Origin of the sequence: Blautia sp. An249 (assembly GCF_002159835.1) — a bacterium.
In the GTDB taxonomy this organism is placed as follows: Bacteria; Bacillota; Clostridia; order Lachnospirales; family Lachnospiraceae; genus Blautia_A; species Blautia_A avistercoris.
This window is the reverse complement of the sequence record NZ_NFJL01000001.1, coordinates 184,824-207,446: the sequence shown is the minus strand read 5'-3', so window position 1 is coordinate 207,446 and position 22,623 is coordinate 184,824. Positions and strand designations below refer to the sequence as shown.

Genomic DNA, 22,623 nt, shown 5'->3' with positions numbered 1-22,623 from the left:
CACCTTCCTATGCAGCTTCTGCCTCCACATTTCTCTGATCTTTGTCCAGAAGGAAAACCGAGATAAGAATGATAATACCGCCGACAATCTGATTCCAGGTAGGAATCGTCCTATATAAAATCAGCGATATAAGAATGGTCACTACCGGCAGGAAATCCAGCATAAGGTTAGACAGGGTAACTCCTATCTTTTTAATGGCATAAATATTCAGGAAATAAGCAAATGTGGAGTTAAAGATCCCCAGAATAATTAAATTCATGAATACTTCCGGTTTCGCCAGTACATCGATCTGTACCGGATACAGCAGAATAAACGGAAGGGTGGTAATCGCTCCCACAAAAGCCTGATAATTTAACAGCACTGTTTTTTCGTATCCTTCTGAAATCTTATCGGTCAGAAAACAGTACACCACCCAGGAAATAATGCTAAGCAGGCATAAGGCATATCCTTTGAAATTGGTAGATGCCAAATCGCTGAATTTCACACCCATCAGAATATAAACTCCTACCAGAGAAATTACAATACTAAGAATCCCCAGTTTCGTCTTTTTCCTGTGAAACAGAAGAATCTCCACAATCAGTGCAAAAACTGCTGCAAATCCGAAAAGAAGGGAAGATACCGTAGCTCCAATGGAGGTAATACTTAAAATCGTCAGTCCATGGTAAAAGGTTGTCCCGAAAAGCCCGGAGGCTATAATGTAAGGGATGTCCTTTTTCTTCAGTTTCATACTGTTGCCCTTCACCAGATTATATACGGTAAATAAAATCGCCATAATGGTCATCTGGATTCCCAGAATGACAATGGTTTCCAGATACTTGCTGATGACTTCTCTGGAAATATAAGAAACACCGTAAATAGTTACTACAACTGCCATTGCAATGATTCCGCTGGTCTTTCCTTTCGCCTTCATAAGATTCATCCCCCGCTTTCTTCCCGTTCGATCTGTTTTCACACAAACTGTTACCGTTTGATATTTTTCGCTTTTTCTTCTGATCCTGCCGCAATTTCATCAATAGCGTCCCGTACCTCTTTTGGCAAAAGTTCCTCATTTTCCACTTCTTTAAGAATTTTCTGTACTTTTTCCAGACATACCTGGCGAATATCTTTCTTTCCTTTTGCCTCCCAGTTTTCGTAAGTTCCTCTCTCCATCACCTGCGGCATCCAGATTTCATCCCGATAATGATCAAAAGTATGATCTGTCTCCAGGAAAGTATTTCCCGGTCCTACTTCTTCCATATTGTCATAAGCCAGTGTCTCATCGCTGAAATCCAGAGGTCTTACCATTCTCTGGAGAATCTTCATACATTCATCTGAATAAATCAGATCTGCATAATCTACCATAATGTCCATATCCAACTGCATGGCCACGATGAAATCACAGGTATAGGCTCCTGCCAGTCCTCCCATTCCTGTTTCAAATCCGGCCTGGGCATCCAGCAGTTTACCGTCTCTTAAGTTCGCCGGCATCTTGGTTGGAAGTCCTATATAATCTCCTAACTGAGCCATGCCGCATTTCATAATAATACTTTCCGGAGAGGACATATTAATACACATCGTCTTCATATCCATACTTCTTACATAACTGGAGTAGATAACCGGAGCTCCCGGATTTACCAGCTGTGACAGTGCAATACACGCCAGAGTTTCCGCATGGGTATGTACCAGCGCGCTTTCCACTGACATGGGTGAAGTCATTCCCAGGATTCCTCCGGAACTGATTACTGACGGCACTTTATGCACTGCTGCTTCCATTAGGACATTGGATGTGTTCTCATCCACACGAAGGGGCGGCATGGTCAGTACCCAGAAGGATATAAAGGGACGTTTGTAAAATTCTTCTTCGCTTCCTATGGCAAGGCTGGCCATCCGGATAGCGTCCCGGACGCCCTCTTTTCCCACAGCACCTCCTGTGATGTGTTTCGTTGTATTCTTGATGGAAGTGGCCCAGGTATACCAGTCCGAAGACTGCATGGGAACGTCCTGAGGAGTAATCAGTGCGCTTGCCATGGAAACGGTATCCAGTCTTTCCATCACTCTTGTAAGCAGTTCCAGATCCCGATCTGTAGCTTTGCGTCTCTCTCCGCTCCAGGGATCCAGCACATTAGTTGCCATGGTCATAGCCGCCAGAGTGGGAACACTGTCTTTTAAGTGAATATCTTTGTCTGGAGTTCTTCCGTATAACGTAAATTCCTCTCTTTTGGGCACAGTCTTCAGCCCGTCTTCGATAATCTTTCTTGGAATCTTTACAATATCTCCCTCTACGTTTGCACCCGCTTTTTCAAAGTAATCTCTTGCTTCCTGCCCCTCAAATTTCATCCCCAGATCTTCCAGCATTTCCAAAGCTTTCTCATGTACTCTTTTTACTTCCTGATCGCTTAAATATTTCAGACTTGGTCTCATGAAAATACCTCCCTTTTTTATCTTTTAAAATAGTAAAAACCCGTTTCTGCTTTTGATACGTATCTTTCTTTGATACTGTCATTCTAGCATAAAACAGGTTTTTTCATGATTGCTGTATATTTCTATTTTTTGTTCAATTTTTCTCTCAGAATTTTATTCAGGCTGGTATTTAACAAGTCACGAAGCTCAATCGCATCCCGGGTATAATAATCCGCCCCAATTTCCTGGGCGTATTCTTTGGTTACCGGCATACCTCCCACGAAAACCACTACTTTATTTCTGAGACCCTGGTCCTTCAGTTCTTCGATTACTGTTTTCATTTCCCCGATGGTGGTAGGCAGAAGTGCCGACATCATAAGAAGCTCTGCATCATACTTTTTCACAGCCTCAATGAACTCTTCCTTTCCCACATCCATTCCCAGATCCACAACCTGGATATTCAAAGTAGATAAATAGATACGTACCAGGTTTTTTCCAATATCGTGAAAGTCTCCCTCTACTGTGCCCAGAACTGCCACATGCTGTTTCTTCCCGGCTTTTTCCAGATAAGGTTTCAGCGTTTCAATCCCTGCGTTCAGCGTTCTGGCTACCATAAGGGATTCCGGAACAGACACTTCACAGTTTCGGAATTTATAAGCCAGGGTATCTACTCCCAGGATCAGTCCGTCCTTTAAAATTGACTCTGGAGGATACCTCAGCGCCACTGCTTTCTGTACCAGTTTCACAACGTACTGCGTATCTCCTCTTAATAAATTTCTTCTGATTTCTTCATATATATCCATACGCGTTCATCCCTACAAAAATTTATTGCGGTATTGCCCCGGGGTGACTCCTATCATCTCCCGAAAGGCTTTGGTATAATAGCTCTGGCTTTTGAACCCGCACTTTTTCATTATGTCCTTCAAACTCAGACTCCGATCCTGCATAAACTCAATAGATTTTTCAATCCGTACCCGCAGAATATAATCGTGGATCGTATTTCCCGCGTTCTTTTTAAACAGCGTACATAAATAAGAGGGGCTCAGATAAACCTCTTTTGCAATTTCCTCTATGGAAAGCTTTTCACTGTAATGAATGTCTATATATTTTCGCACTTCTTTCAATACGCTGATGTAATCGTCTTTGTTTGTCAGATAAATATACTCAAAAAGGCGGCAAAGGGTTTTATAGGTGTATTCAATCAGCTCTTCGATGGTATTCATCCGTTTCAGCTCTGTCTTATACTGATCCATAATCCGGAATACCATTTCACAGTCTGCGCCTGCTTCTATAATGGCCCTGGAAGATAAAGCGGCAAAATCTGACAGCCAGAACCGGATTTTTTCTCTTTCATAGTCGCTTAGAATCTCCATATCAGTAAAAAGCAGCGGCAGCATTTCCTGAATTTTCTCTTTATTCCCCATCCGGACATACTGAAGATACCGCCGTTCTCTTTTAATATAAACGGACAAATCAAATTCCGCATCCTGAAATTTTTCCTTTCTCATTTGGATACGGCTGATTAAAGCATTTCTCCATTCCATCCGCTTTTTCTGCTCTTTCAGGGAGGCGTCTGCATTCTTGCTGAGATAATGAACGGCCATAAACAGAAGTTTCGCCGCCGAATCGCTTTCGGATGGAGATATTACTTTTATATCTTTGGCCAGCGTCCTCAGTTTCTGAATTTCCTCCGCTGTAAAGCTGCGTTCAAGCTGCCTGAAAAACATCTCATCCGGTTCCCAGAATAAAACCTGACCGCACATCACCGCTCCGATCAGCGTCTCTTCCACCACAAGGGGAAGAGCCCACATAATCAGACCTGCATGGCACATGAAATAATAGGGTTCCTTCCACTGCAAAGCCTGCTTACATGCTTTGCAGTAACTTTTCTCACATTTGGCTCTGCCGTTTTCGGTCTTCTTCACATACCGACAGAACGAATTCTCCTGATAGCTGGTACTGGTAAGAAAGGGTTCTCCATAGGTGTTGACTGCTGCAAGGCTGAGTTTGGTCGCCCGGGAAAAATTATCTAAAATCAGTTCCAGCTCTTCCCGCCCCGGATTTTTCTCTTTTGGATTCATAGGTTCTTTCCACTTTCCTGTCCGCATCTTTCTTTCCACTATAACAAAAATTCTCCTGTATTTCCACCTTTGTTTCTCCGTTTCTCTTAGGAGGCCCTATTTTCAGCGTCCTGGCTTCCAACCCCCAAAACTGAATCTGTAATATCCGGTCGGGGAATACGGTGACTTTCTCCAGAATCTCTCCGTAAAGCAACTCATACTCCTTCCGGAAATCAAGGATCTCCTTCAGCTTTTCTTCCCGTATTTCTTTTTTCGTTTCCTGGTTCCTGCTCCTTTCCTGCCTGTAAACCTGCTCTATCTGCTGTTCATACCACTGGCGCTGCTGCCTTAACTCTTCTGCAGAGATAATCCCCTCCAGAGCCAAATCAATGGTTCTTCGTTTTTTCTCCTGCAAAACCCGTATCGTTTCCTTCCGATGGTTTCCCTGGCTCTGTTTCCTCTGTCCTTCCCTGGTCCCCTCTATTGGTTCCAGGATGTCTTTTGTCAGTTTTTCTTTGGGCGGGGCAAGTTCATGCAGACAGTACCACACTGCCTCTTTTAATGTCTTTTCATTCACAGAAGGGTTTTTACAGGAAGACGCCCCTGTAACCTGACATCCACACCGCCATCCGTGATAGACGGTTCCGTTTGCATACTTCTTTTTCCGGCTCACATAACTGTTTCCGCAGTTTCCACAGTAAATTTTCCCACTGCACCAGTAGCGGGCGCTGTACTTTTCTCCCCGGGCGCTGTTTCTGCGTCGTCTTTCCCGTTCCTGACCGGTCTGTTCCCACAGACTGCGGCTGATAATTCCGGGATGGTGCTCTTTCAGGTATACCAGGGGTTCTTCTCCCTGATTCTTCTTTTTTACATGAGTCAGGTAATCGGGAGTCATGGTTTTTCCCTGACATAAGTCCCCTACATATTTTTCATTATCCAATATTCTGGCAATGACGCCTGCTGACCATCCTGCTCCTCTTTTGGAGGAATACCCTTCCTCCTCCAGCTCCCGGGCAATCCGTCCCGTTCCTTTTCCCTCTATGGTGTATTTGCAGAAAATCTCCCGGACAATCTCTGCCTCCTCTTCTTTTATCCGCAGGCGTCCCTTTTCCAGCTCATACCCCAGCAGTTCCCTCCCGAAAACAACTCCCTGTTCCATACTCCTTTTCTGTCCCCATTTCACTCTCTGGGATATTTTCCGGCTCTCTTCCTGAGCGATTCCTGCCATAAGAGTCAGGCGAAGTTCCCCATCCTGTTCTCTGGTATCAATATGATCCAGAGTAAAAAGCACTCCGATTCCCCACTCTTTCAGTTTCCTGGTATAAAACAGAGCGTCCACCGTATTTCTGGCAAAACGGCTTACCTCCTTGGTTAATACCAATTGGAACGTTCCCTCCTGCCCCTCTTTTATCATCTCTAAAAAGCCTTTTCTCCTGCGGGTCTGCGTTCCGCTGATTCCCTCATCATAGTAAATCCGGGTGAATTCCCACCCTGTTTCCCGGGAAATATATTCCTGAAAATACTTTTTCTGATTTTTCAGAGAATTCTTCTGATCCTCCTGATCCGTCGAAACTCTGCAATAGGCGGCTACTTTCACAGGGATTCCCCCAGGATTTCAAAAATCTGTTCTTTCGTCAGGAACCCTCCGGCATAAAGCTCCCTGCAGATTCCTTTTTTCAGATGTCTGTAAAACTCTTCCCTGTTCTCTTCTTTTATTTTTTCTTTTTTTTCTTCCATTTTCATACTCTCCGGCGGTATTCTTTTTTAATATATATGTAGATTCTTTGTCCCTTTATGGTAAAATCGTCATATTGTAAAAAATCTTCCTATATCGTTTAATACCCCCATTGCCGTACGGTTGGGCATGGTAAACCGCTGGGACAGGTAGCGCATGGAAGCTCCAATCTCTCCGTCCGGACCGCCATACTGGCTCATGATGAACTGGGCCAGTTTAGCATTCGGGGTTTTAATATTCACCGGATACTGTAATCTTTTTTCATAATTCCACATTAACGACATCCCCCTTCTTTTTCCCATGGAAACGGCTGCTGTATCCACTGCCAGCTTCTGCTTGCACAGTCGTCTGCTGTGTCAATGGTCAGCGGGCCGTACATCCGTGCATATTCTGAAAGAGCTTCTTTTCGCATTCTTACATTTTCCCGGAAAAATTCCATCGCCTTTTCATCACAGGGATGGGTATCCAGATAGAGATGAATATCGTTTACTGCGAAACTCACCTCATTGATTTTCTGCATCATTCTGTCTTTTCCCGTAACAGGAGTAAAGTTCCCCCTCATCATATTACCGGCACCTCCTTCCGCAAAACGGCTTGCAAAGCTGCGGGAATATGGTTCCTACTTTCAGGGCATAACATAAATCAAAGGTCTCTGTCATGTTCTGAAACGGCACATATGCCATTGCCGGAGGCATCTGGTCCACGTGATGATATATGGTCTTATCCCGGCTCCTTCCTGTCTGCCCCTGATTGGTACAGACATTATTTCTATTAGAATAGCTGCCCATTCGATTCATCTGACATCTGTCCATAAAACAATTCCTTTCTACAAACGCTCCTGCCTGTTCAGGCATCAGTTTCATTTTATTTTATGTCATAAATCTCCGGGTGTGTGCATAAGAATAAGTTTTCTGAAAAATTTCCATTTTTCGATTGCAATTCAATCCAGTGGTGCTATAATGGCCTTAGCGTCAGTGTGTACTGACGCTATAATCTTAATAGAATATTGGAGGCAACTATGAAAATCATTATTGTTGGCTGCGGTAAAGTAGGACTTACCCTGGCCGAACGTCTTGGTTCTGAACAACATGATCTGGTGCTGATTGATTCCTCTCTGAAAAAGATTCAGGAAATTCCTGACGATCTGGATGCCATTAAACTCTGGGGGAACGGAGCCAGCATCAGTACTTTACTGGAGGGCGGAATCAAAGATACGGATCTTTTAATTGCTGTGACAGAATCAGATGAACTGAATCTCCTTTGCTGTGTAATTGCCAAGAAAGCAGGAGACTGCAATACCATCGCCAGAGTGAGAAATCCGATTTACAACAATGAAATTGATTTTATAAAGGAACGGCTGGGAATCTCTATGATTATTAATCCGGAGCTTACTGCTGCAGTGGAAATCTCACGGCTTCTCCGCTTTCCTTCTGCTATTAATATTGATACGTTTTCCAAGGGCCGTGTGGAACTTTTACGGTTCCGTCTTTCTTCGGAATTTGCATTAGACGGTATTTCCATTTCGTCTCTTCTGGAAAAGGTAAAATGCGATATTCTGGTCTGTGCGGTGGAAAGAGGTGAGACGATTTCCATTCCGGACGGCGACTTTATTTTACAGGACAATGATTATATTACCATCCTGGGTTCTCCCAGAAATGCGTCAGAATTTTTCCGCAAAATCGGATTTGAAACCCACCAGGTACATAATGCGATGATTGTGGGAGGCGGTACGATTGCCTATTATCTGGCGAAGATTTTAATTGCCATGAAGATTAAGGTACGGATTGTGGAGCAGAATGTGGAACGCTGCGAACAGCTCAGCGAACTTCTCCCCTCTGCCACCATCATAAATGGAGACGGAACCAACCGGGACCTTTTAATGGAGGAAGGACTGCCCTGTACAGAATCCTTTATTACCCTGACGAATCTGGACGAGGAAAATATCCTGCTGTCATTGTTTGCTAAAGAACATACAAAAGGAAAACTCATTACCAAAGTCACAAAAATTTCTTTTGATCATATTATTGAGAAACTGGATATTGGAAGTGTGATTTATCCCAAATACATTATGGCAGACTACATTGTCAGCTACGCCCGCGCCATGCAGAATACCATCGGCTGTAATGTGGAGACTCTGTATCACATTCTGGATAACCAGGCCGAGGCCCTGGAATTCTCCATCCGTGAGGAATCTCCAGTGGTAAATGTTCCTCTGATGGAGATGCATCTGAAGAAAAATCTTCTGATTGGCGGCATTACACGCCACGGAAAATTTTCAATTCCCAGAGGCCATGATACCATTCAGATAGGGGACACGGTAATTGTTGTCACTACCCGGAAAGGGCTTCATGATATTCGGGATATTCTGGAAAAGTAGGAGGAATGATTGATTATGAATTATTCCATGATTGCTTATATTATCGGATGGCTTTTAAATATAGAGGCTGCTTTTATGATCCTTCCCTGCATTACAGGACTTATTTACAGGGAGTCATCTGTTAAAGCTTTCCTTATTACTATGGGCGTGTGTCTTCTGATTGGTCTTCCGCTGACTCGGAAGAAGCCCGAAAATAAAACGTTTTTCACCAGAGACGGTTTTATAACGGTAGCGCTGTGCTGGATAATTATGAGTATTATGGGAGGTCTTCCTTTCCTGTTCAGCGGCGTTATTACCAACCCTGTAGATGCTTTATTTGAAACCGTTTCCGGCTTTACCACCACAGGCGCCAGTATTCTGACTGAAGTGGAGACGGTTCCCAAGAGTATTTTATTCTGGAGAAGTTTTACACACTGGATTGGAGGTATGGGAGTTATTGTCTTTCTCCTTACCTTACTTCCCATGAGCGGCGGCTCTCACATGAGCCTCATGAAGGCGGAAAGCCCCGGCCCTTCCGTAAGCCGGCTGGTTCCCAAAGTAAAATCCACCGCTAAGATTCTCTATCTGATTTACCTTGGCATGAGTATTGTGGAGCTGATTCTCCTGCTGGCGGGAGGAATGCCTTTATTTGATTCCCTGACTACCATGTTCGGCACTGCCGGTACCGGAGGTTTCGGAATTAAGAATGACAGTATGGCTGGATATTCCACCTATCTCCAGGTGGTAGTTACTGTATTTATGATTTTATTCGGAGTAAACTTTAATGTTTATTTCCTGATTCTGATGAAAAAACCGCTGCAGGCTCTGAAAAGTACAGAGCTTCGTGCGTATCTGGGTATTATTGGAGCAGCGATACTCATTATTGCTTTCAATATCACTCATTTGTTCGGCAGTTTCTTCACCGCCCTTCAGCAGTCCGCTTTCCAGGTGGCTTCGATTATAACCACTACCGGTTATGCGACTACTGACTTTAATCTGTGGCCGGAATGTTCCCGGACGATTCTGGTTATGCTGATGTTTGTGGGAGCCTGTGCCGGAAGTACCGGCGGAGGAATTAAAGTCTCCCGTTTTGTAATTTTATTAAAAACAGTTAATAAGGAACTGAAGCAGTATCTCCATCCCAAAAGTATAAAGAAGATTAAAATGGATGGAAAGATGGTGGAACATGAAGTGGTGCGTTCCACCAACGTATTTATTATCAGCTATCTGTTAATCTTTTCCTTTTCCATCCTGGCATTGTCTCCGGATGAACTGGATTTGATTACCAACTTTACGGCTGTGGCGGCTACGTTCAATAATATCGGGCCCGGACTGGAACTTGTGGGACCTTCTTCAAACTTTTCCGGTTTCTCTGACTGGTCTACTCTGGTTCTTACCTTTGATATGCTGGCCGGCCGACTGGAAATCTTCCCTCTGCTTCTGCTTTTCCGGAAAGATACCTGGCAGAAATTTTAGCAGAAAATGTAATTTTTGCTTTTCTTTTTGAAAAAATTGTGTTATTTTAGTCCTTGGAGTATTTTACGAAAGGAAAAGAGAAAATGAAAAAGTTTATTGAAGAATTTAAGGCATTTGCCCTGCGTGGAAACATGATGGATATGGCCGTCGGTGTTCTTATTGGAGGCGCTTTCTCCGGAATTGTCACCTCTCTGACCGATAACTTTATTAACCCGATTCTGAATTTTGTAACCGGCGGAAAGACCTACACTCTTCAGGATGTGGCAGGTTTCGCGTCTTCCTTCGTCTCTTCTTTATTTAATTTCTTCATTATGGCGCTTGTTCTGTTCTGCCTGTTAAAAGCAGTCAATAAGCTGATGGATCTGGGACGCAAGAAAGAAGAACCCGCTGCTCCTACCACAAAGGTATGTCCTTTCTGCAAAAGTGAAATTGCAATTGAAGCAACCCGCTGTCCTCACTGTACATCTCAGCTGGAAACAGAGGAAGCAGAAAACCAGGCAGTAGCCGCTGCGGAAAACTAATAAATTTCATTACATAAAAGCACCGGGAAGGTTTTCTTCTGAATTCCTTCCCGGTGCTTCTTTTTTATACTTTAATTGCCCATTTCAGAATGTTATCCTGTTTTTTCCCGAAGATTTCGTAGGCGCCCTCAATCTGGCTTAAGGTTGTCCGGTGGGTAATCATAAATTCTGCATTTAATTTACCTGCTTCAATCAGCTTCATAATTTCCCCGCAGCAGCAGGCATCCACTCCTCCGGTTTTAAAGATCAGATTCTTTCCATACATCTGCGGAAGGGGCAGTACCTGATCTTCTTCGTACATGGCAATGATACAGACAATCCCATTGGGACGGGCCGTTTCATAGGCCAGCCGGAAAGTATCGCTGCTTCCTGCCGCCTCAAAGACCACGTCTGCCCCATATCCGCCGGTTTCTTCCAGAATCTTTTTTTCCAGTTCCTGGGTTCTGGCTGAAAATGTCACGTCTGCAAGCCCCTGTTCCTTTACCAGCTCCAGGCGTTCTTCGTCCAGATCCACCGCTATGATTTTATAAGGACTGTAAAGTCTGGCTGCCAGCATGGTACAGATCCCCGCAGGCCCCGCTCCTATGACAAGAACCGTATCCGCCGGTTTCAGTTCTCCAAGCTGAGCGGCCCAATATCCGGTAGAGAGCAGATCTCCGGTAAAAAGGGCCTGTTCATCGGTAACGGTATCCGGTATTTTCGTTAAGCCCTGATCTGCATAGGGAATTCGTACAAATTCTGCCTGACCTCCGTCAATCCGACATCCCAGCGCCCAGCCTCCTTCGCTGTCCGTACAGTTATTCACATGGCCCTCTTTGCAGAATTCGCATTCTCCGCAAAAAGTCTCCACATTTACTGCCACCCGATCCCCAGGTTTGAATTTCTTCACCTGGGATCCGGTCTCTATTACTTTTCCCACAAATTCATGACCCAGTATCACACCTTCTCTGGCTTTTGGCACAGCTCCCTTCAGAATGTGGATATCACTGGAACAAATGGTGGTTAATGTTACATTAATAATGGCGTCTGTGGGCTTTAACAGTTTCGGCATCTTCCGTTCTTCCAGGGAAATCTTCCCTTTCCCCCGATAGACTGCAGCCCACATCTTACGTTCTGTCTGTTTCTTTTCCTGCCCCATGCTGCTCCTCCTTTTGCCTGTTTTCGACCATATTTTTCTCTGTCTCTATCTTAACACATGCCCGTGTTTTCATACAAGCGAAGCAGACAAATAATCCTGAGGAGGACAGAAACTTTCTTTCATAAATCCGCTCATAATGCAGGCGCCTTTGGCCCCGCTTTCTCTTATGAGAGAAACATTTTCCGGAGTAATTCCGCCGATTCCATACACCGGGATTTTTACTTCTTTACAAATCTCTTTTAGAAATCCGGTTCCCCTTCCCGGAAGACCCCGTTTGCAGTCTGTCTGAAAGATATGCCCGGCAACCAGATAATCTGCCCCCAGGCTCTCGGCCTCTTTTGCTTCCTCAAGGCTGTGTATGGATACGCCCATCTTTTTCAGGCAGGGAAACGCCTCTTTCAGACGGAAATTTTTCCGGAAATCCGGCATGGACAACTGCAGGTACCCGGCCTTCTGCTCTTTCGCTGTCTCTGTGAAATGGTGGTAAATACAGGGAACCTGCTCCTGCATACAGATTTCGGACACCTCTTTTGCCATGGAGGCGTATTCCTCTTCTGTGAGATCTTTCTCCCGCAGGATGATCCCATCCACACCGCTTCGGGCCACACGGCGAATCTGCTCCGGGAAGGAGCCTCTGCACAGCCTGCGGCTGGTCACACAGAGAATCTGAAATTTCTTTTCTCTATACATAGATATAATCACTCATGACCGGCTGCATACCCTGACGGACAATCATTTCCCGGATTTCTTCTACGGTACGGCCGTCTTCGATCTCGAACTGCTCGTCTCCTTTGGCCTCTTTTTCGGAATGACCGCCGATTCCCACATCTACGCCTGCTGAAATCTTGGTAGCTGCAATGGTAATAATCTGATCCCTAAAACGGCTTCCTTCCCGGCTGGAAATGGTAATTCCCGCATAAGGCATAAAGAGCCGGTACGCACAGATAACCTGCAGAAGCTGTGGTTCGTGGACATCTCTGGGATTGATTTCCTCGTTGTTAATTATAGGACGGAGCCTTGGACAGGAAAACGCAATCTCTCCCTGGGGATACTTTCTCTGCACCAGATATGCATGCATACCTGTGGCAAAGGCATCTCTGCGGAAATCATCCAGACCCAGCAGGGCGGCAAATCCCACGCCGCGAATTCCTCCTTTCAGAGCTCTTTCCTGGGTATTCAGACGATAGGGGAAAATCCGTTTTCTTCCTCCCAGATGCAGGTCTTTATATTTATCCGGATTGTAGGTTTCCTGGAATACCGTCACGAAGTCTGCCCCGCAGGAATGAAGGTAAGCATAATCTTTACTGTCCATAGGATAGACTTCCAGTCCGATTACCTTGAAGTACTTCTTTGCAATTTTACAGGCCTCTCCGATGTAGCTGACATCTGACATTTTCGGGCTTTCCCCGGTCAGAAGGAGGATTTCCTCCAGACCGGTAGCCGCAATGGCCTGCATCTCTCTTTCGATTTCCTCTGCGTTTAATTTCGCTCTGTGGATCTTATTATGGCAGTTAAAGCCACAGTAAATACAGTAATTTTCACAATAGTTGGCAATATAAAGGGGAGTAAACATCGCCACGGAGTTGCCGAAATGTTTTCTGGTTTCTTCCTGTGCCCTTCTGGCCATTTCTTCTAAATGGGAAGAGGCTGCCACAGAAAGGAGAGCGGCGAAATCTTCCGGGTGGAGAACATCTTTTTGAAGGGCTCTTTTTACATCTTCTTCTGTATAAGCCTCCGGATCAAAGCTTTCTCTGGCGCTTAAGACCTGATCCATAATGGCGGAATCCACGATTTCCATGTTCTCCTGATATTCCATGTGATTTGTTTTTTGTGTAATCATCTGACCGTCCTCCTACGCTTCCAGAAATCCCGTCAACGGAGAAGAGGCAGAAGCTCCTTTCTCCATTACCCGTCCCAGTCCTGATAAATAGGCGGTACGTCCTGCTTCAATTGCCTGTTTAAAAGCTCTTGCCATGGCAGGAATATCTCCGGCTGTGGCAATTGCTGTATTTGCCATTACTGCGGCGGCTCCCATTTCCATAGCCTCACATGCCTGGGAGGGTTTTCCGATCCCTGCATCTACAATAATGGGCAGATCAATTTCATCGATTAAAATCTGAATAAATTCTTTGCTGCACAGTCCTTTGTTGGATCCGATGGGCGCTCCCAGAGGCATCACAGAAACTGCGCCTGCATTCTGTAAATCTCTTGCCGCATTTAAATCCGGGAACATATACGGCATTACCAGGAAGCCTTCTTTCGCCAGAATTTCCGTAGCTTTTGCCGTTTCATAGTTATCCGGAAGAAGATATTTGGTATCCCGCATAATCTCTACCTTTACGAAATCCCCGCATCCGCATGCTCTGGAAAGACGGGCGATTCTCACGGCTTCTTCTGCATTTCTGGCGCCGGAAGTATTAGGAAGCAGCGTTACCCCCTCCGGGATATAGTCTAAAATATTTTCCGTATTGGCCTGGGCCCTGCGAAGAGCCAGGGTCACCATCTGCGCTCCGGCATCTTCCACTGCCGCCTGAATCAGCGGAAGGGAATACTTCCCGGAACCTAATATAAATCTGGATGTAAATTCATGTTCTCCAAGTTTCCATGTATCTTTCATGTCTGCATCTCCTATCTTGTCTTTTACGGCTCTGTAATTCCTAAAATTAAACGAACAGTCATTAAAGCTTCCTGGGCGGCGCACAGAGTTACCCGCGGGGAAAATAATCCTTCCTCTTCCCCCACCTCGGATACCTTATCCCCGCACACATAAAGTCTCTGAAAAGGGCGGGAAGTTTCCATGGTATTGGCGGAACCGATTCCCGCCATTCCGCTTCCGGTAACCAGATACAGCTTCGGCATTCGTTCCAGTAACGTTTCTATCAGCATGGCTTTGGCCTGGGGCTGATCAAAGGCTTCGCATACGATCTGACAGTCTGCATAAATTTCTCCGGCGTTTTCTCCGGTGATTTTTCCGTCAAAGATCCGGTAATTTATGTAAGGGTTTACCTTTTTTAAATACCCCAGAATAGCCTCTGTCTTTTTCTTTCCCACATCATCCAGGGTATACTGCTGTCTGTGAATGTTGGTCAAATCCACGGTATCAAAATCCGCCAGCACTAAGTTTCCCACGCCCATCCGGGCCAGCATGACTGCAATATGAGAGCCCAGGCCGCCCAGGCCTGCCACTCCCACCGTGCTGCCCTCCAGAATCTTCTGCTGCTCTTTTCCGTGCCTTTGTTCCAAAGCCTGCCGGTACATCTCTTCTGTAATCTTCATTTCTCAGCCTCCGCCCACGAAGCTTACAATCTCCAGGGCATCTTCCTGACGTAAAACGGTTTCGGAAAAATGGCTGCGGGGAACGATTTCCCCGTTTAATTCCACTGCCACCCGGTTGGATTCATAACCTTTTGTCTTTAAATACTCCTCCAGTGTCAGCCCGGCGCCCTGTGTTTCTTCTTTTCCGTTTACTCTCATTTTCGAGTCTCCTTATTTCTATTTTTCTGTACAGAATTCTACTTTCTTTCCTTCCAGAATCATATTTGTTGTACGTACTGCGCACATTTTTCCGCACATGGAGCAGGTATGGCGATCCTTTGGCGGTGTGCTCTCATAATAGCGGCGGGCTTTTTCCTCGTCCATGGCAATGGCGAACATCTCATCCCACTCCACTTTATGACGGGCCTTGGCCATCCGGTTATCCACGTCTCTTGCCCCTTTGATTCCTTTGGCAATATCTGCTGCATGGGCGGCTATTTTCGTAGCGATAATTCCCTCTTTTACATCATTTACGTCCGGCAGACGCAGATGTTCTGCAGGCGTTACATAACACAGGAAGTCGGCTCCGCTGGCGGCTGCGATGGCGCCTCCGATTGCAGAAGTAATGTGGTCATACCCTGGTGCAATATCTGTTACAATGGGTCCTAATACATAGAAGGGAGCGTTATGGCAGAGGCGTTTCTCCATTTTCATATTGGCTTCAATCTCGTTCATAGCCATATGTCCCGGGCCTTCTACCATGACCTGAACATCTTTCTCCCAGGCTCTTTTGGTAAGAGCGCCGATTTCAATTAATTCACAAATCTGTCCTGCATCGGAACTGTCGTCAATACATCCCGGACGCAGAGCATCTCCGATACTGATGGTTACATCATATTTTCTTAAAATTTCCAGTACGTCATCAAAGTACTCATAGAAGGGATTCTCATTTCCTGTCATTTCCATCCAGGCAAATAACAGAGAGCCTCCTCTGGAAACAATATTCATGGTTCTCTTATCTCTTTTGAAAGCTTCAATGGTTCTGCGGTTAATTCCCGCATGGATGGTCATAAAATCTACGCCCTCTTTGGCATGGGCTTCTACTACTTTCAGGAAATCCTGGGCGGAAATTTCCAGCAGATCTTTCTCCAGATAGCCGATGGCATCATACATAGGCACGGTTCCTATCATGGCCGGGGAACGTTTGATTAACTCTGTACGAAAGACATTGGTCTTTCCGTAATTACTTAAATCCATAATGGATTCCGCCCCGAAACGAATGGCCATATCCACTTTCTGCATTTCCACTTCATAATCTTTGCAGTCTCCGGAAATTCCCAGATTTACATTGATTTTCGTCCGCAGACCAGAGCCGACTCCTTCCGGTGAAATGGAAGTATGCATAATATTGCAGGGAATTACTACTTCTCCCTTAGCCACCTTTTCCCTTAAAATTTCCACTTCCATGTTCTCTTTTGCGGCAACCGTTTCCATCTCCGGTGTTATAATTCCTTTTTTCGCCGCCTCCATCTGTGTACAGTATTCTCTCACTTTTTAATTTCTCCTTCCCATAGAATGAATCAGGCGCATTGTGCGCAAAGCGTTTTTGTATCATAGGAAACAGCATTCTTATGATACAAAAAACTCCTGCAGGGAATCCCTGCAGGAGCTTTTTAATCTTCTTATAAATTTCTATAAAAATCCTGTGTTCATCCCTACGCTGGCATTACCCAGATCAGGTTTAAAGGGTCAAAACCGAATTACGGGTTTAATCTCAGCCGGCCTTCGCCAGCCCCCCTGTTCCTATTAAATTATGACTTTAATTTACTCTTGTTTACAGACTTTGTCAAGTTTTCCTTTTACAGTTCTTTTAATTCTTCCTGACATACGGTATGGTATCCGTTCTTCAGCAGTACTTCCAATGCCTTTTCATTATTGTGAACACGGAAAATCATAAAGGCGATTCCCTGTTTCTTCGTTGTAAAGGCATACATATATTCAATATTTACACCGCTGTCACCGATAATATGAATAACATTTCCAAGTCCGCCCGGAGTATCCGGAATCTCTACTGCCAGAACTTTCGTAATGGAAAATACATATCCGGCTTCTTTTAATACGGTGGAGGTTTTGTATACATCATCCACAATGATTCTCAGAATTCCGAAGTCCTCTGTTTCTGCTAAAGACAAGGCTCTCATATCGATCTGGTTATCAGTAAGAATATCGGTAAATTCTGCCAGTTTTCCCGGTTTATTCTCCAGGAATACGGAAATCTGCTTTACTGTCATTTTTCTCATCTCCTTATTTATATAAATTACGTTTGTCGATTACTCGTACGGCCTTTCCTTCACTTCTCTGGATTGTCTTAGGCGCTACTAATTTTACCTTCGCATAGATACCAAGCATTGCCTTTAAAGCTCCTACCAGTTCTTTCTCACGTCCGGTAATCTCGCCCACGTTATCGGAGAACATTTCCGGAGTCATTTCTACCTGTACTTCGATGGTATCGCTGTTGTGAACACGATCCACGATGATCTGGTAATTTGCCGGATAGCCTTTATTCATCAGTACCATTTCAATCTGAGACGGGAATACGTTGACACCTTTCACAATCAGCATATCGTCGCTTCTTCCCATTGGTTTTTTCATTTTTACATGGGTACGTCCGCAGGAACATTTTTCTCTGGAAAGAACGGTGATGTCTCTGGTACGGTATCTCAGCAGAGGGAATGCCTCTTTTGTAATACTGGTAAATACCAGTTCGCCTTTTGAACCTTCCGGAAGAACCTCTTCTGTAACCGGGTCAATAATTTCAGCGATGAAATGATCCTCATTAATGTGCATACCTGTCTGTTCACTGCACTCGAAGGAAACTCCCGGACCGGAAATCTCCGTCAGTCCGTAGATGTCATAAGCCTTAATTCCCAGTTTTTCTTCTATATCATGACGCATCTCTTCTGTCCACGCCTCTGCGCCGAAGATTCCGGCTTTCAGCTTAATACTTCCCTGCAATCCCCGCTCAATAATGCTTTCTGCCAGATAAGCCGCATAAGAAGGAGTACAGCATAAAATTGTAGAACCCAGATCCGTCATGAACTGAATCTGTCTTTCTGTATTTCCGGATGACATGGGAAGTGTCAGGGAGCCCACCTTATGGGAACCTCCATTTAATCCAGGTCCTCCTGTAAATAATCCATAGCCGTAGCATACATGAACCACATCTTTGTTGGTGCCTCCCGCTGCCACAATAGCTCTGGCACAGCACTCGTCCCACAAATCAATGTCGTTTTGGGTATAGAAAGCAACCACACGTCTGCCTGTGGTTCCACTGGTGGACTGGATTCTTACACAGTCTTCCAATGGTTTCGCCAGCAGTCCGTAAGGATAGGCTTCTCTTAAATCATCTTTGGTTAAAAAAGGAAGTTTGTATAAATCATCAATGGATTTCACATCCCCTGGCTCTACTCCTTTTTCCACCATTTTCTTCCTGTAATAAGGCACGTTGTCATAGACATGTTTCACCTGTTTTACCAGACGCTCGTTCTGCCATGCGCGAATCTGCTCTGCAGATGCGCATTCAATCTCCGGTTGATAATAATTCTCCATTTTCTCTCGTTCCTTTCTCCTGTTTCCTCTCCCCAATAACTAAAGGCCAATTTCCTTTTTGGGATTTATTTAGTTATACTATACCATGATGCATGAAAAACGTAAAGATTTTTTGTGTATTTTTACTTTTCTTTCAAACATGCCTCTATCTTTATCGAACGTTTTATATCGCACGATTTTATATTGATATTTTCGTCCAATTTTTGTATAATAATAATATACAAAGCACACCCCGAACAAGGAGGGATTCATATGATCGTTACTGCAACGGAATTTAAAACCAATCTCGGAAAATATCTGGAAATGGCAGCATCCCAGGATATTTTTATTACCAAGAACGGAAAAAACATTGCCCGCCTTACAAGCCCCGCTGTCAATAAGCTGGCGCTTCTGGACGACCTCGTAGGGAGTGTTCCTCAGGAGAAGGCAATAGATGAAAATACCATACGAGAGGAGCGGTTGTCCAGACAATGAGAATACTGATTGATACCAATGTCATTCTGGATATTGTCCAGAAACGGGAACCATTTTTCGCAGACTCCTACCAGGCACTCCGCAAGGCCATTGAAGCGGATACGGAATGTCTGATCTCCGCCTCTGCCGCTACGGATATTTTCTATATGCTCCGCAAGGCATTCCAGTCCGCGCAAAAGGCAAAGGAACGGATCGAACAGCTTTCCCAGATCGTCACTTTTGCGGACGTACAGAGTGTGGATATCCATACCGCGCTCATGCGCTCCATGCCAGACTTTGAAGATGCCGTTGTGGATGCCGTGGCGGAACGGAATGGCGCAAGTTATATACTTACAAGAAATATTAAGGATTTTGCCGGTTCCACAGTTTTGGCGGTCACGCCAACTGATTTTTTGAAAAAGTAACGGATACTGCCACAGGCAGTCAAATTCCATACACATCTGGCCGCATTCACAGCAGAGCGTTTTCCTTCTGGAATGAGTGTTTTTGTGCGCTTCGCGCGGAAGGATATTTTGTGTATTTTGCCAAGTATAGAAAAAAGAGGGACTTTTGACACCTTAATCCTATTACATGAAAAAGAGACTGCATCAGAATTCTCTGAAACAGTCTCCTGCTGTTGTTTATATAAAGGCTTTCAGTTTCCTGGCATTTTCTTCCTCGAAAATACGCAGCCGATCCATCAGATTCAGTATCTGTTTCTCCGCTCCCTGATATTTCCGCGTATTCTTTATGGCGTCTACAATCCCCATATTGCTGCCGATAAAAAGCATCTCTGCAATGTGGGAAGCCGTCTTGTCTGTCAGCGTCTGAAGATTCATCATCAGATAGGTCCGAAGCTTCTCAAAGGCCCCGATCCCCTTTTCGTCATATCCGTTTTCATTGAGCATGTTTTTCGCTTCTTCATGAAATTTCTCATAGCCTTCTAACTGCTTTTTCATATGGGTTTTCAGTTCCTCTCCCCCTTCTACTGTTTCCAGCAATTTCGGCAGAGTCTCAATTCCCATCTGGGAATTCTGGTATACAAAGTTTAAAAGTTCTGCGTTGCCGTTCATATGCCCCAACTCCTTTTTTCTTAGCATGTCCCAGAAATTCCCTTTCTATACCGGAGTTTTCTACTTGTCTGAATCTTCTTTTTCTCCGTCGGTAAATTGAAATTTCAGACGCTTTCCATACATGTGATCGATATTCTTTTTATTTAAAAATGCCGCCCTCTGGATAGAATCTTTCCCGTATTTGCCTCTTATTTTATCAATGGCATCATCCAGTTTCTCCCACTTTTCATAGTCCTGGGTATCGAAAAGACCAAGCTGACGGCTGTTTCGACTGCTGGTCACACGAATGGCGCTCACCCCCAGCAGGCGGATGGGACTGCCGTTCCAGGCTTCCTCAAATAATCTGCCGGCGGTCTGGTAGATTTCGTTGGTTATATCTGTGGGGCAGTCCAGGGTGCACTGATGAGACAGACTTTTCAGTCTGGTATCCTTAATTTCCACACTGATGGCTTCTGCCAGAACCTGGTGCTCTCTCAGCCGTGTTCCCACAGTCTCCGACAGGGCCAGAAGAACCGTTTTTGCTGTGTCCGCATCTGTAACGTCGAAGCTCATGGTAGTGCTGTTTCCGTATCCTTTATTGGATACCGGCTGAGACTGAACCACAGAAAAATCAATTCCATTGGCAAAATTCCAGATCGTCTCTCCCTGCTTTTTCAGAAGTTTCTTTAACAGGCTTTTCTCGGTCTTCGCCAGATCTCCGATAGTTTCAATTCCCATTTGATGGAGTTTTCCGGCGGTGGCCCTGCCCACAAAGAATAGCTGATCTACAGGAAGGTGCCACATTTTTTCCTGGATTTCCTCTGGAAAAAGGGTATGTATTTTATCCGGTTTCTCAAAATCCGAAGCCATTTTTGCCAATAGTTTGTTGCTGGATATTCCGATATTTACGGTAAAGCCCAGTTCTTTTTTCATTCGTCTGCGGATCGTCTCTGCCGCCTGCAGGGGTTCTCCGAACAGAAGCTGGGTGCCTGTCATATCCATGAACGCCTCGTCAATGGAAAAAGGTTCCACATCCGGCGTATATTCTCTCAGAATCTTCTGAAATGCCTGAGAATATTCCCGGTACAGGGGATAGTTGGCCGGTACCAGAAGCAGGTGAGGACATTTTTTCCGTGCCTCCAGAATGCTCTCTCCGGTACGCACCCCGAACTTCTTTGCAGAAATGGACTTTGCCAGAATGATTCCATGGCGTTTCTGCTGATCCCCTCCCACGGCCGCCGTAAGCAGCCGCAGATCTTCCCCCTGTGGGTTTTCTTTCAGACGGTTTGCCGCTTCCCAGGAAAGAAAGGCGGAGTTCACATCAATATGAAAAATGACTTTCTTCATGTATTTACGCTTCTTTTCCTCTGCATGCACAAATCAGACGGAAAATCTGTTCTCCCGTATTCTGCATGTTCTGCTTTGCGTTATCCTTTTCCATGGCTTCCTGTAATGTGAGTATTCCCGGCAAAATGGGGAAGTAAGCGTCAATTCCTTCCTGGTTGCAGGCTTTGGCATCCTTTGTTACGGATCCGGCTACTGCAACAACTTTCGCCCCATACGTTTTCGCCATCTTCGCCACTCCCACAGGAACTTTTCCCATGGCAGTCTGATGATCCAGACGTCCCTCTCCGGTTACCACGAAGTCGGCGTCTTTCACTGCCTCCTTAAGACCAACCGCATCAATCACCAGGGAAATCCCGGATTCCAGATTTGCATTGAGATAGCTTAACAGAGCAAATCCCAGTCCTCCGGCTGCTCCTGCCCCCGGAGTTTCAGCATAATCGCATCCCAGATCCTTTTTGGTTTTTAAAGCAAAATTTCTGTGCCAGCCGTCCAGCTCTTCCAGCATTTCCGGTTTTACCCCTTTCTGGGGGCCATAGATATAGGTCGCTCCGTTGGTTCCGCAAAGGGGATTGGTCACGTCGCAGGCCACCTGGAATTCACATTCTTTCAACTGGGGAAGCATCTCCTGTGTCTCTATCCGGACAATTTTACCTGCTGCTTCACAGTCAATACCGGCCGGATTTCCGTCTTTATCATAGAATTTCACTCCCAGAGCTGCCAGCATACCGATGCCGCAGTCATTGGTGGCGCTTCCGCCGATTCCGATCAGAAATTTCCGGCAGCCTCTCTGGATGGCGTCTTTTATCATCTCTCCCACCCCATAGGTGGTGGCCTTTTTTACATTTCTTGTCTCTTCGGTTACCATGGTGATTCCGGCAGCCTGGGCCATCTCCATCACCGCAGTCTGAGACTCCTCCAGGTATCCGTAAGCGGCTGTTACCTTCTCTCCCATGGGGCCTGTTACTTCCGTCTCAATCCAAGTGCCGTTCATTCCTTCCACAAAGGCTTCTGTAGTACCTTCCCCTCCGTCAGCCAGAGGTTTTACCACCACATCTGCCTGTGGATCTGCCTTTAAAATCCCTTCTTTCATGGCCATTCCTGCCTCCATGGAGGACAGGCTTCCTTTAAATGAATCAATTGCTACAACTACCTTCATTCCTTTTCTCCTCTTTCCTTCTGCTTTCATCGTTTTATGCTTTTTTCATTTTAGCACAGATATATGGATTGCAAAAGCGATATTCG

At 45.2% G+C, this 22,623-nt stretch carries 25 protein-coding genes, 1 pseudogene and 1 riboswitch; of the genes and pseudogenes, 5 read left to right on the top strand and 21 right to left on the bottom strand.

Going from position 1 to position 22,623, the window contains the following annotated elements; genetic code table 11:
• Positions 1 to 7: 7 nt before the first annotated feature.
• The 9 genes and pseudogenes from B5F53_RS01000 to B5F53_RS20620 form a co-directional block, all read right to left on the bottom strand.
• Positions 8 to 910 (bottom strand): DMT family transporter, encoded by a 903-nt coding sequence (locus B5F53_RS01000; RefSeq protein ID WP_087219054.1) that lies wholly within the window; start codon positions 908 to 910, stop codon positions 8 to 10.
• 50 nt (positions 911 to 960) lie between these two features.
• The gene (locus B5F53_RS00995) at positions 961 to 2,400 is read right to left on the bottom strand and encodes a trimethylamine methyltransferase family protein (RefSeq protein WP_087218416.1); all 1,440 of its coding nucleotides are present in this window, start codon (positions 2,398 to 2,400) and stop codon (positions 961 to 963) included.
• Positions 2,401 to 2,522: 122 nt separating this feature from the next.
• A complete protein-coding gene (locus tag B5F53_RS00990; protein ID WP_087218413.1) occupies positions 2,523 to 3,182 on the bottom strand; it encodes a cobalamin B12-binding domain-containing protein in 660 nt (219 codons plus the stop codon).
• A 12-nt stretch (positions 3,183 to 3,194) separates the two neighbouring features.
• Positions 3,195 to 4,460, bottom strand: a complete 1,266-nt coding sequence (locus B5F53_RS00985; protein ID WP_162610505.1) for a PocR ligand-binding domain-containing protein — start codon at positions 4,458 to 4,460, stop codon at positions 3,195 to 3,197.
• Positions 4,405 to 6,036: a recombinase family protein gene (locus B5F53_RS00980; protein ID WP_087218407.1), complete on the bottom strand. Its 1,632-nt coding sequence runs from the start codon at positions 6,034 to 6,036 to the stop codon at positions 4,405 to 4,407. Before B5F53_RS00980 ends, B5F53_RS00985 begins: the two co-directional genes overlap by 56 nt.
• Complete coding sequence (locus B5F53_RS19780; protein ID WP_162610504.1) at positions 6,033 to 6,176, bottom strand: hypothetical protein; 144 nt, start codon at positions 6,174 to 6,176, stop codon at positions 6,033 to 6,035. Before B5F53_RS19780 ends, B5F53_RS00980 begins: the two co-directional genes overlap by 4 nt.
• Positions 6,177 to 6,263: 87 nt before the next feature.
• Positions 6,264 to 6,449, bottom strand: a pseudogene (locus B5F53_RS00975) (manganese catalase family protein); the annotation flags it as partial.
• Complete coding sequence (locus B5F53_RS00970; RefSeq protein ID WP_242970198.1) at positions 6,449 to 6,739, bottom strand: spore coat protein CotJB; 291 nt, start codon at positions 6,737 to 6,739, stop codon at positions 6,449 to 6,451. The pseudogene B5F53_RS00975 and the gene B5F53_RS00970, both read right to left, overlap by 1 nt.
• 1 nt (position 6,740) lies before the next feature.
• Positions 6,741 to 6,986 carry a spore coat associated protein CotJA gene (locus B5F53_RS20620; protein ID WP_330396118.1) on the bottom strand — a complete coding sequence of 82 codons (246 nt, stop codon included), beginning with the start codon at positions 6,984 to 6,986 and terminating at the stop codon, positions 6,741 to 6,743.
• A 206-nt stretch (positions 6,987 to 7,192) separates the two neighbouring features.
• On the opposite strand from B5F53_RS20620, the gene trkA reads away from it, so the two are divergent.
• The 3 genes from trkA to mscL all read left to right on the top strand — a co-directional run bounded on the left by trkA (position 7,193) and on the right by mscL (position 10,527).
• Positions 7,193 to 8,551 carry a Trk system potassium transporter TrkA gene (gene trkA, locus B5F53_RS00960; protein WP_087218398.1) on the top strand — a complete coding sequence of 453 codons (1,359 nt, stop codon included), beginning with the start codon at positions 7,193 to 7,195 and terminating at the stop codon, positions 8,549 to 8,551.
• A 15-nt stretch (positions 8,552 to 8,566) separates the two neighbouring features.
• The gene (locus B5F53_RS00955; RefSeq protein WP_087218395.1) at positions 8,567 to 10,006 is read left to right on the top strand and encodes a TrkH family potassium uptake protein; all 1,440 of its coding nucleotides are present in this window, start codon (positions 8,567 to 8,569) and stop codon (positions 10,004 to 10,006) included.
• Positions 10,007 to 10,089: 83 nt separating this feature from the next.
• Complete coding sequence (gene mscL, locus B5F53_RS00950) at positions 10,090 to 10,527, top strand: large conductance mechanosensitive channel protein MscL (protein ID WP_087218392.1); 438 nt, start codon at positions 10,090 to 10,092, stop codon at positions 10,525 to 10,527.
• A gap of 64 nt (positions 10,528 to 10,591) precedes the next feature.
• On the opposite strand, the gene B5F53_RS00945 is transcribed toward mscL, so the two are convergent.
• The 9 genes from B5F53_RS00945 to B5F53_RS00905 all read right to left on the bottom strand — a co-directional run bounded on the left by B5F53_RS00945 (position 10,592) and on the right by B5F53_RS00905 (position 18,529).
• Complete coding sequence (locus B5F53_RS00945; protein WP_087219048.1) at positions 10,592 to 11,632, bottom strand: alcohol dehydrogenase; 1,041 nt, start codon at positions 11,630 to 11,632, stop codon at positions 10,592 to 10,594.
• 102 nt (positions 11,633 to 11,734) lie between these two features.
• Positions 11,735 to 12,355, bottom strand: a complete 621-nt coding sequence (locus B5F53_RS00940; protein ID WP_087218389.1) for a thiamine phosphate synthase — start codon at positions 12,353 to 12,355, stop codon at positions 11,735 to 11,737.
• Complete coding sequence (gene thiH / locus B5F53_RS00935) at positions 12,348 to 13,505, bottom strand: 2-iminoacetate synthase ThiH (protein WP_087218385.1); 1,158 nt, start codon at positions 13,503 to 13,505, stop codon at positions 12,348 to 12,350. The genes B5F53_RS00940 and thiH overlap by 8 nt, the downstream gene beginning before the upstream one ends.
• Positions 13,506 to 13,517: 12 nt before the next feature.
• Positions 13,518 to 14,282 (bottom strand): thiazole synthase, encoded by a 765-nt coding sequence (locus B5F53_RS00930; protein WP_087218382.1) that lies wholly within the window; start codon positions 14,280 to 14,282, stop codon positions 13,518 to 13,520.
• Between the two features lie 23 nt (positions 14,283 to 14,305).
• A complete protein-coding gene (gene thiF, locus B5F53_RS00925; RefSeq protein WP_087218379.1) occupies positions 14,306 to 14,941 on the bottom strand; it encodes a sulfur carrier protein ThiS adenylyltransferase ThiF in 636 nt (211 codons plus the stop codon).
• A gap of 3 nt (positions 14,942 to 14,944) precedes the next feature.
• Positions 14,945 to 15,139 carry a sulfur carrier protein ThiS gene (gene thiS, locus B5F53_RS00920; RefSeq protein WP_087218376.1) on the bottom strand — a complete coding sequence of 65 codons (195 nt, stop codon included), beginning with the start codon at positions 15,137 to 15,139 and terminating at the stop codon, positions 14,945 to 14,947.
• 18 nt (positions 15,140 to 15,157) lie between these two features.
• The gene (gene thiC, locus B5F53_RS00915; RefSeq protein ID WP_330396117.1) at positions 15,158 to 16,471 is read right to left on the bottom strand and encodes a phosphomethylpyrimidine synthase ThiC; all 1,314 of its coding nucleotides are present in this window, start codon (positions 16,469 to 16,471) and stop codon (positions 15,158 to 15,160) included.
• Between the two features lie 143 nt (positions 16,472 to 16,614).
• Positions 16,615 to 16,729, bottom strand: a riboswitch (TPP riboswitch).
• A gap of 50 nt (positions 16,730 to 16,779) precedes the next feature.
• On the bottom strand, positions 16,780 to 17,211 hold the full coding sequence (locus B5F53_RS00910; RefSeq protein WP_087218373.1) for an ACT domain-containing protein: 432 nt from the start codon (positions 17,209 to 17,211) through the stop codon (positions 16,780 to 16,782).
• Positions 17,212 to 17,224: 13 nt separating this feature from the next.
• Complete coding sequence (locus tag B5F53_RS00905) at positions 17,225 to 18,529, bottom strand: phenylacetate--CoA ligase family protein (RefSeq protein WP_087218371.1); 1,305 nt, start codon at positions 18,527 to 18,529, stop codon at positions 17,225 to 17,227.
• 252 nt (positions 18,530 to 18,781) lie between these two features.
• Here B5F53_RS00905 and B5F53_RS00900 point away from each other — a divergent pair, with 252 nt between their 5' ends.
• Complete coding sequence (locus B5F53_RS00900) at positions 18,782 to 19,003, top strand: type II toxin-antitoxin system Phd/YefM family antitoxin (RefSeq protein ID WP_087218368.1); 222 nt, start codon at positions 18,782 to 18,784, stop codon at positions 19,001 to 19,003.
• Positions 19,000 to 19,407: a PIN domain-containing protein gene (locus B5F53_RS00895; protein ID WP_087218365.1), complete on the top strand. Its 408-nt coding sequence runs from the start codon at positions 19,000 to 19,002 to the stop codon at positions 19,405 to 19,407. Before B5F53_RS00900 ends, B5F53_RS00895 begins: the two co-directional genes overlap by 4 nt.
• Positions 19,408 to 19,623: 216 nt before the next feature.
• Here the strand turns inward: B5F53_RS00895 and B5F53_RS00890 are convergent, their stop codons facing one another.
• The 3 genes from B5F53_RS00890 to B5F53_RS00880 are packed head-to-tail and all read right to left on the bottom strand — an operon-like array spanning position 19,624 to position 22,537.
• Complete coding sequence (locus B5F53_RS00890) at positions 19,624 to 20,055, bottom strand: hypothetical protein (protein ID WP_087218363.1); 432 nt, start codon at positions 20,053 to 20,055, stop codon at positions 19,624 to 19,626.
• A gap of 60 nt (positions 20,056 to 20,115) precedes the next feature.
• On the bottom strand, positions 20,116 to 21,381 hold the full coding sequence (locus tag B5F53_RS00885) for a DNA polymerase Y family protein (RefSeq protein ID WP_087218360.1): 1,266 nt from the start codon (positions 21,379 to 21,381) through the stop codon (positions 20,116 to 20,118).
• Between the two features lie 4 nt (positions 21,382 to 21,385).
• Positions 21,386 to 22,537, bottom strand: coding sequence for a glycerate kinase family protein (locus tag B5F53_RS00880; protein WP_087218357.1), 1,152 nt, complete (start codon positions 22,535 to 22,537; stop codon positions 21,386 to 21,388).
• Positions 22,538 to 22,623: the final 86 nt, after the last annotated feature.

Bases quoted from the DNA above. Each gene is read 5' to 3' on its own strand.
- B5F53_RS01000 (WP_087219054.1), bottom strand. From the start codon at position 910: ATGAAGGCGAAAGGAAAGACCAGCGGAATCATTGCAATGGCAGTTGTA.
- B5F53_RS00995 (WP_087218416.1), bottom strand. From the start codon at position 2,400: ATGAGACCAAGTCTGAAATATTTAAGCGATCAGGAAGTAAAAAGAGTA.
- B5F53_RS00990 (WP_087218413.1), bottom strand. From the start codon at position 3,182: ATGGATATATATGAAGAAATCAGAAGAAATTTATTAAGAGGAGATACG.
- B5F53_RS00985 (WP_162610505.1), bottom strand. From the start codon at position 4,460: ATGAATCCAAAAGAGAAAAATCCGGGGCGGGAAGAGCTGGAACTGATT.
- B5F53_RS19780 (WP_162610504.1), bottom strand. From the start codon at position 6,176: ATGGAAGAAAAAAAAGAAAAAATAAAAGAAGAGAACAGGGAAGAGTTT.
- B5F53_RS00970 (WP_242970198.1), bottom strand. From the start codon at position 6,739: ATGATGAGGGGGAACTTTACTCCTGTTACGGGAAAAGACAGAATGATG.
- B5F53_RS20620 (WP_330396118.1), bottom strand. From the start codon at position 6,986: ATGGACAGATGTCAGATGAATCGAATGGGCAGCTATTCTAATAGAAAT.
- trkA (WP_087218398.1), top strand. From the start codon at position 7,193: ATGAAAATCATTATTGTTGGCTGCGGTAAAGTAGGACTTACCCTGGCC.
- B5F53_RS00955 (WP_087218395.1), top strand. From the start codon at position 8,567: ATGAATTATTCCATGATTGCTTATATTATCGGATGGCTTTTAAATATA.
- mscL (WP_087218392.1), top strand. From the start codon at position 10,090: ATGAAAAAGTTTATTGAAGAATTTAAGGCATTTGCCCTGCGTGGAAAC.
- B5F53_RS00945 (WP_087219048.1), bottom strand. From the start codon at position 11,632: ATGTGGGCTGCAGTCTATCGGGGGAAAGGGAAGATTTCCCTGGAAGAA.
- B5F53_RS00940 (WP_087218389.1), bottom strand. From the start codon at position 12,355: ATGTATAGAGAAAAGAAATTTCAGATTCTCTGTGTGACCAGCCGCAGG.
- thiH (WP_087218385.1), bottom strand. From the start codon at position 13,505: ATGATTACACAAAAAACAAATCACATGGAATATCAGGAGAACATGGAA.
- B5F53_RS00930 (WP_087218382.1), bottom strand. From the start codon at position 14,282: ATGAAAGATACATGGAAACTTGGAGAACATGAATTTACATCCAGATTT.
- thiF (WP_087218379.1), bottom strand. From the start codon at position 14,941: ATGAAGATTACAGAAGAGATGTACCGGCAGGCTTTGGAACAAAGGCAC.
- thiS (WP_087218376.1), bottom strand. From the start codon at position 15,139: ATGAGAGTAAACGGAAAAGAAGAAACACAGGGCGCCGGGCTGACACTG.
- B5F53_RS00910 (WP_087218373.1), bottom strand. From the start codon at position 17,211: ATGACAGTAAAGCAGATTTCCGTATTCCTGGAGAATAAACCGGGAAAA.
- B5F53_RS00905 (WP_087218371.1), bottom strand. From the start codon at position 18,529: ATGGAGAATTATTATCAACCGGAGATTGAATGCGCATCTGCAGAGCAG.
- B5F53_RS00900 (WP_087218368.1), top strand. From the start codon at position 18,782: ATGATCGTTACTGCAACGGAATTTAAAACCAATCTCGGAAAATATCTG.
- B5F53_RS00895 (WP_087218365.1), top strand. From the start codon at position 19,000: ATGAGAATACTGATTGATACCAATGTCATTCTGGATATTGTCCAGAAA.
- B5F53_RS00890 (WP_087218363.1), bottom strand. From the start codon at position 20,055: ATGAACGGCAACGCAGAACTTTTAAACTTTGTATACCAGAATTCCCAG.
- B5F53_RS00885 (WP_087218360.1), bottom strand. From the start codon at position 21,381: ATGAAGAAAGTCATTTTTCATATTGATGTGAACTCCGCCTTTCTTTCC.
- B5F53_RS00880 (WP_087218357.1), bottom strand. From the start codon at position 22,537: ATGAAGGTAGTTGTAGCAATTGATTCATTTAAAGGAAGCCTGTCCTCC.